This is a genomic window from Brevibacterium sp. HMSC22B09 (assembly GCF_001806795.1).
Classification (GTDB): Bacteria; Actinomycetota; Actinomycetes; order Actinomycetales; family Brevibacteriaceae; genus Brevibacterium; species Brevibacterium ravenspurgense.
Genome location: NZ_KV786019.1, coordinates 1 through 6621, shown reverse-complemented (window position 1 = coordinate 6621; position 6621 = coordinate 1). Strand labels below are relative to the sequence as shown.

Here is a 6621-nt window from a genome sequence, read left to right as displayed (position 1 = left end):
ACGCTATTGAGTTGACAAAGAACAGACACACAAAAAATCCACACCCACAACAGTGAGCACTTCATCAAAGGTGAAAGTTCACAGCCCTAACGGACTATGCGAATCAGATTGATTCTGCTGCAAGAACTTCGGTTCCAGTGGAAGCGGGGCCGCGCCATTTGGAAGATCTGATCTTCGGCCTGGGGCCCGCTCGCTTCGGTGTTTTCCGTCCGAGCAACGAGGACTACTCTACACACACTTGAACAGCAGATGCAACTCCGCGGCGAAAATAATTTTTTAGGCCCCAGTTTCCTTGAATTCTCGCGGAACTTGGGGGCTCTCACCGGGATGCAATCGGGCTTATTCGCCGATCTTCCATGTGTGGACTGGCTCACCTTTTGCCTGGTTCTCCATGTACTGCTCGAGCATAAGCGCCAAAGCTTTCTGACGTTCGGGGCTTCCGGGTGCAGCTTTCTTCGGCCTGATGTTGCTCAAAGTTCGCAGCTGCCACAGCGCGCCGTTCTGCCGACCAACCGCTCGACCGTCGATGATTCCCATATAGCGGTCGATGAGCTTTTCGTTCACGCCCAGCTTCTCGAGACCGCGACGTGCCTGCGGCACCAGATGCTCGTGCACAAGCTTGGCAACGTCAATCGCCCCGAGCGTGGGCCATTCCTGCCGGGCGTAGAGCCCAGAGCGCGCAGCCGTCATGAAGTTCTTCTCTGCCGTCTTAAAGGGAAGGCGCGACCACACGGGGCGGGTCTGTTCTCCCAAGAACTTGACCAGGCCGTAGTACAGCGCGGCATCCGCAACCATGTCGACCACGGTCGGACCGGCCGGAAGCAGACGGTTCTCCACGCGCACGTGCGCCAAGCCGTCAGAACTTGGTGCGTAGATGGGCCTGTTCCAGCGCCACACCGTTCCGTTGTGCAGGTTGAGGTAGTGCAACGCTGGGGCTTGACCGCGCATGATCGGCGATCCGGACTCTTCGCGCGATTCCGGCAGAAGAGCCGGGAAGTAGCGGACGTTTTCTTCGAACAGGTCGAAGATGCTGGTGATCCAGCGTTCGCCGAACCACACGCGCGGCCGCACACCCTGGGCGATGAGTTCCGGCGGACGGGTTTCAATTGCCTGGGCGAACACCGGGATGCGGCTTTCGTGCCACACCTTGCGGCCCAAGAACAGCGGTGAGTTCGCACTCAGTGCCGCCTGCACACCGGCAATCGCCTGCGAAGCGTTCCACGCCTCAGCAAAGCGCTCCGGCGAAACCTGCAGGTGAAGCTGCATAGAGGTGCACGAAGACTCCGGGGCAATGTCTTCGAAATCGTGGTTGAGCACTTCGCGGTCCGCAAGGTCGATCGTGACCAGTTCGCCGCGGCTGTCCATGACAGCGTTGCTCAGTGCTTTATAGCGATTCTCCGGAGTGATCCACTCGGGGCTTTCCAAGAACTGCTCGGTGAGCGTCGGCAGAGTGCCTATCATCGCGACCGAAGAGTTGTGCTGTACGGCGGCAGCGGCTGCGCGATCGAGGCGTTCGCGCAAACCGTCCTCAAGTTCCCGCAGACCATCGCCCTCAACTGAGAGAACCGGGTGGTTCATTTCGAAGTTGAACGATCCGATCTCACTTTGGAAATCAGCATCGTCAAGGGTCTTGAGAACATCGAGGTTTACAGGAGCCGGCGCCATCTGCTCATCGACCAGGTTGAGCTCAAGCTCCATGCCTATAGTGCCGCGGCTGACGAACTCCGCCTGCTGCAGATAGGCGTCAAAGGTCTCTAGGTCGTCGTTGAGCTCACGACGGTAGTCAGTCCGCTCACGCGGGGTGTAGCGCTCCCGTGATACTGCGTCTCCCATAGATCAAGCCAACCACAAACCCGGGCATTCAACCAGCCCGAACCGGGCTCCACCTCGTGCGATCAGCCGGGCAAGCAGCCGGGCAAGCAGCCCGACAGTCAGCTCTGCGGGACCGGCGGACCCAAGAACAGCAGGAAGGCGAACAGAGCCGAAACCAGCACAATGCCCACGATGACAGCCAGCACCGGGTTCTTCAGAGCCCACAGGCACAGCCGCTCAAACGGATTGGCCGGCTGCCGCTGCTCACCCAGGCTCCAGCTTTCGGGCAGCAGACCCTTGCGGCGCGCCCAGATCTCAAACGGGATGGTGGCGTAGGGAATGATGGCCGAACCGAGCCCCAGCAGACCGCGAGCCTTGCCCCAACGCTCCGAAGTCGCCACGAGAACCGTGACAACGCAGTAGGCGAGGAACACAAAACCGTGGACGCCTCCGCCGATCCGCACGCCCAGTTCAGTGGTCTGGGTGCCGTACTTGAGCACCATGCCGATGATCAGCATGGTCCACGTGATCGCCTCGGCAATGGCGAGAATCGAAAACAGCCTCTTGGGTGACATTGACCTTTTCCTTGTGTGCAGTGCTCGTACGCCCTGGCCAGAACAGAAGCCAGACCGGGCGATGATACTTCCAGTTTTCCAGGCCGTCCTGAGTGCGGACATCAGCCGAAAGTATGAAACTGTCCGGGCACCCGCAATCGGCGGAACCTCAGAACCGCCGGCACTCGCGAGGTTAAGCCGCGCTAAGAAAAACTGCGGCACAGCGCTCTCCTACGATTGCCGGTGTGGAACAGAATTCTCCTGCGACTCCCGCGACTGACGACCCGCGCCTCATCAGGCAGTGGCGCCGCTACCTGGCGAACGAACTCGTTGAGGAGCGGGTCTACCGCAGCCTCGCCATGAAGAAGACCGGCGACGAACGCCGGATCCTCTTGGCGATCGCCAACGCCGAACGTCGTCACCAGCAGCACTGGCGCACACTTTTGGGCCATCACGCTGACAAACCGGGCCGACCCGACCTCGGCGTGGTCATTCTGGCCATGTTTGCGCGCATGTTCGGCTCGATCTTCGTGCTGGCGCTGGCCCAGCAGGCTGAAAGCAGCTCCCCGTACATCGTCGATGAGTACGCAACCGAGCAGATGGCCGCCGACGAACGCGTCCACGCGGAAGTCGTGCGCGCGCTGGCCACCAAGAGCCGGTCTGACATGTCCGGCAACTTCCGCGCCGCGGTCTTCGGCGCCAACGACGGCCTTGTTTCCAACCTCGCACTCGTCATGGGTGTCGGCGCTGCCGGTCTGACCAGCGGACAGGTGCTTCTGACGGGAATCTCGGGGCTCCTGGCCGGTGCCCTGTCGATGGGTGCCGGGGAATACATTTCGGTGCGCTCCCAGCACGAGCTGATCGACGCCTCGAACCCCGAACCCGATGCTGACACGATCCTGCAGGACCTCGACATCAACGCCAATGAGCTCGCCTTGGTCTTCCAGGCCCGCGGCATGGAGGAGGACGAGGCGGAGCTCGCCGCCCGCACCGCCATCGGCAGGGCGCACACTCCCCGTGGCGCCACTTTCCTGCCGAACTCGATTGCGCAGGTCAAACACGAAGGCACCGGGTCTGGTCTCGGAGCGGCCGTGAGCTCCTTCCTGTTCTTCAGCGCTGGTGCCGTCATCCCGATCATTCCCTACTTCTTCGGACTCGACGGCACCCTGCCGCTGCTGATCGCGGCCGTGCTGGTGAGCATGGCGCTGCTGTTCACGGGAGGTGTCGTCGGCGTGCTCTCCGGCAAGGCCCCGATGCCGCGTGCTCTTCGCCAGTTGGCAATCGGCCTGGGAGCTGCGGGCATCACCTACGCGCTGGGTCTGCTTTTCGGTTCTGTCGCGGGCTGATCGCCCGCCTACCTCAGGCCTTGCGACTTCTGCACGAGACAGCGGCCGGGATACCATCCCTGGCAGAAGCTCAAAACCGCACTGTGAACTGTCTGTGTCGTATCCTGGTGAGACTGAAAACACACAGAGGTCCACACTGATCTGAGGAGACACCATGGGCAAACTCGCTTGGAAGGTCATCGGCGTAGGCGGAGGAGCGCTTGCCGCTATCGCCGCACGCAAGGCAATCAGCCTGGCCTGGGAGAAATCGCTTGGCCGTCCCGCTCCGAGCGACCCCAATGACACCGATACGGACATGGCCGAAGTCATCGCCTGGACCATCGTTTCGGGTGTCGGTGTGGCCATCGCCCAGATCGTCGTTCAGCGCTATGCCGCTCAGGCAATCCGCAGCCAATTCGGCAACGAAGCTGTTGCGGAATCCAACTGAGCATCTTTTTCTGCCCATCTTTCTGATGGATTTTCAGTGCCCTTGCGAAAGGGCCGCCCGGAGGTAAAACACACATGACAGCCCTGCAGATCGTCGCAGCCGTCATCGGCGTTGCTGCGACCATCGTCGGCTGGACGATGTTCCTGATGCGGATCGGCAAGTTCGTCCAGTTCTTCAAGCTCGGCGCACCCACGCGCGCCGGTGAGCGCACAAACGACGCCGGCGCACGCACCGGCACCCTCGTCAAGGAGTTCCTGGGTCACACCCGGATGGCGCGTCTGCCCGTTGTGGCAATCGCCCACTGGTTCACCATGATCTCCTTCGGCGTGCTCACGCTCACGCTCGCCCAGGCCACCATGCAGCTGTTCAACCCGGCTGCAACCCTGCCGCTGATCGGCCACTTCGTGCCCTACGAATGGATCACAGAGCTGTTCGCGATGGCCGGCCTGATCGGCATCATCGTGCTGATCGCCATTCGCCAAGCCAAGAAGCCCAAGGGCGAAACACTCGACACGCAGCGCAAGTCGCGTTTCTACGGCTCGAACTTCTGGCAGGCCTACTACGTTGAGTTCACCATTCTGGGCGTCTGCCTGTGCATTGCACTGCTGCGCGGCCTCGAATACGTGCTGCAGGGCCACGAGGGCCAGGCAAACCTCATCCTGCACTTCCCGCTGACCTTCTGGATCGGCGAAATCTTCTCCGGCCTGTCGATTCCGGTCGTGTCCGGCCTCATCGTCGCGATCGCGCTGGCGAAGATCCTCATCTCCTACGCCTGGATGGTCACCGTCGCCCTCACCCCCACGATGGGTGTTGCCTGGCACCGCTTCCTCGCGTTCTTCAACATCTGGTTCAAGCGCCACGCAAACGGCCGCACCTCGCTCGGCGCTCTCCAGCCGATGGTGTCCAAGGGCGAAGAGCTCGACTTCTCTGACCCCGACGCAATGGACGACTCCACCACGATGGGCGTCGGCAAGGTCGAAGACTTCACCTGGAAGGGCCTGCTGGACTTCTCCACCTGTACCGAATGTGGTCGCTGCCAGAGCCAGTGCCCCGCCTGGAACACGGAAAAGCCGCTGAGCCCCAAGCTCATGATGATCAACCTGCGCAACCACGCTGCGGCCAAGTCGCCGTGGCTGGAAGCAGCGCAGAAGGCGCAGGCCGAAGCACAGCCGCCGGCACCTCTTGCCGACGATGCCGACAAGAAGGCCAAGCGCGCGTGGCAGAAGGAAATGGACGCCTACGAGGGCATTTCCGACCCGCACGAAAACCTCGACCTTCTGGGCACCCTGTCGGAGGCCGCACAGGCTGAGGCCGTCCGCCCGCTCGTCGGCGCGCAGGACGTCGAAGAACTCGCAGAGCTCGGCGTCATCGACCCCGACGCCCTGTGGTCGTGCACCACGTGCGGTGCCTGCGTTGAGCAGTGCCCGGTGGACATCGAGCACGTCGACCACTTCGTCGACATGCGCCGCTACCAGGTGCTCATCGAATCGGCGTTCCCCACCGAGCTTGGCGGTCTGTTCAAGAACCTCGAAAACAAGCAGAACCCGTGGGGCATGTCCCAGCGCAAGCGCCTCGAGTGGGCCAAGGACCTCGACTTCGAAGTCAAGCAGGTCGGTGCGGACATCGAGGACCTCGGTGAAGTCGAATACCTCTTCTGGGTCGGCTGTGCCGGTGCTTTCGAAGACCGCGCCAAGAAGACCACGCAGGCAACTGCGGAGCTTCTCAACATGGCAGGTGTCGACTTCGCCGTCCTCGGCGATGGCGAATCATGCACGGGTGACCCCGCTCGCCGTGCGGGCAACGAGTTCCTCTACCAGATGCTGGCTCAGGCCAATGTCGAGGTGCTCAATGAAATGAAGGCACGCAAGATCGTCGTGACCTGTGCGCACTGCTTCAACACGATCGCGAACGAATACCCGCAGCTTGACGGCAAGTTCGAAGTCGTCCACCACACGCAGCTGCTCAACAAGCTCGTCCGCGAAGGCAAGCTCACCCCGGTCGCCCCGGCCGAAGGTGAGCAGGTGCAGACCCCGGTCACGTACCACGACCCCTGCTACCTGGGCCGCCACAACCAGATCTACGAACCGCCGCGTGAGCTCATCGGCTCGCTGCCCGGCGTGGAGTACCGCGAAATGGAGCGCTCGAAGGAAACGAGCTTCTGCTGTGGTGCCGGCGGTGCGCGCATGTGGATGGAAGAGACCATCGGTTCGCGCATCAACGTCAACCGCACGAAGGAAGCCGTCGCCACCGGCGCCGAACAGATTGCGGTCGGCTGCCCGTTCTGCCGCGTCATGCTGTCTGACGGTCTGACCGCCGAACAGTCTGAGGGCAACGCATCCGAGGGCGTCGAGGTTCTCGATGTTGCGCAGATGCTGCTGGCCGGCGTGAAGCGCGGTCAGGGCGGAGCGGAATCCGCACCGGAACCCGCCGAGGTCTGATCGACTGACTGACGTCTGAAGGGGCGCCGCCGATTTTCGGCGGC

5 protein-coding genes are annotated in these 6621 nt (G+C 62.1%); 3 read left to right on the top strand and 2 right to left on the bottom strand.

The features are described from left to right. Positions 1 to 339: 339 nt before the first annotated feature. Both HMPREF3087_RS06185 and HMPREF3087_RS06180 read right to left on the bottom strand, forming a co-directional pair. Positions 340 to 1833 carry a glutamate-cysteine ligase family protein gene (locus HMPREF3087_RS06185; protein WP_070428483.1) on the bottom strand — a complete coding sequence of 498 codons (1494 nt, stop codon included), beginning with the start codon at positions 1831 to 1833 and terminating at the stop codon, positions 340 to 342. Positions 1834 to 1931: 98 nt separating this feature from the next. Then, a complete protein-coding gene (locus HMPREF3087_RS06180) occupies positions 1932 to 2387 on the bottom strand; it encodes a DUF3817 domain-containing protein (RefSeq protein WP_070428482.1) in 456 nt (151 codons plus the stop codon). Positions 2388 to 2611: 224 nt separating this feature from the next. Between HMPREF3087_RS06180 and HMPREF3087_RS06175 the strand changes: the two genes are divergently transcribed. From HMPREF3087_RS06175 to HMPREF3087_RS06165, 3 genes are all read left to right on the top strand, one after another. Beyond that, positions 2612 to 3712 (top strand): VIT1/CCC1 transporter family protein, encoded by a 1101-nt coding sequence (locus HMPREF3087_RS06175; RefSeq protein ID WP_070428481.1) that lies wholly within the window; start codon positions 2612 to 2614, stop codon positions 3710 to 3712. 154 nt (positions 3713 to 3866) lie between these two features. Next, on the top strand, positions 3867 to 4139 hold the full coding sequence (locus HMPREF3087_RS06170; protein WP_061942349.1) for a DUF4235 domain-containing protein: 273 nt from the start codon (positions 3867 to 3869) through the stop codon (positions 4137 to 4139). Between the two features lie 74 nt (positions 4140 to 4213). Then, positions 4214 to 6577: a (Fe-S)-binding protein gene (locus tag HMPREF3087_RS06165; protein WP_218078853.1), complete on the top strand. Its 2364-nt coding sequence runs from the start codon at positions 4214 to 4216 to the stop codon at positions 6575 to 6577. Positions 6578 to 6621: the final 44 nt, after the last annotated feature.

Bases quoted from the DNA above. Each gene is read 5' to 3' on its own strand.
- HMPREF3087_RS06185 (WP_070428483.1), bottom strand. From the start codon at position 1,833: ATGGGAGACGCAGTATCACGGGAGCGCTACACCCCGCGTGAGCGGACT.
- HMPREF3087_RS06180 (WP_070428482.1), bottom strand. From the start codon at position 2,387: ATGTCACCCAAGAGGCTGTTTTCGATTCTCGCCATTGCCGAGGCGATC.
- HMPREF3087_RS06165 (WP_218078853.1), top strand. From the start codon at position 4,214: ATGACAGCCCTGCAGATCGTCGCAGCCGTCATCGGCGTTGCTGCGACC.
- HMPREF3087_RS06170 (WP_061942349.1), top strand. From the start codon at position 3,867: ATGGGCAAACTCGCTTGGAAGGTCATCGGCGTAGGCGGAGGAGCGCTT.